The organism is Klebsiella sp. MS 92-3, assembly GCF_000195655.1.
GTDB lineage: Bacteria > Pseudomonadota > Gammaproteobacteria > Enterobacterales > Enterobacteriaceae > Klebsiella > Klebsiella pneumoniae.
The window spans coordinates 2,635-2,860 of sequence record NZ_GL882857.1 but is presented as its reverse complement, the minus strand read 5'-3'; positions in this window follow the sequence as shown (position 1 = coordinate 2,860).

The following is a 226-nucleotide window of genomic DNA, read 5'->3' as shown; positions in this document are numbered from 1 at the left end:
GGGGGAAGCAGATGTCGCGACGCGACAGACGCAGGAATAAGGCCACAGACCGGAGGGATGGGGCCGGGTGAAGCGGAGCTGGCGGCAACGGCAAGCCGGCGACTTCCTTATCCGGAGATGGGTGCGCCAGCGAACTCCAGCCTCTGCGGCTGCCGGGCTACAGTGAAGGCACGGCACAGACAGCACACGGCACGGCGATAACAGAGGGTTGTGTTCACCCAAAAGG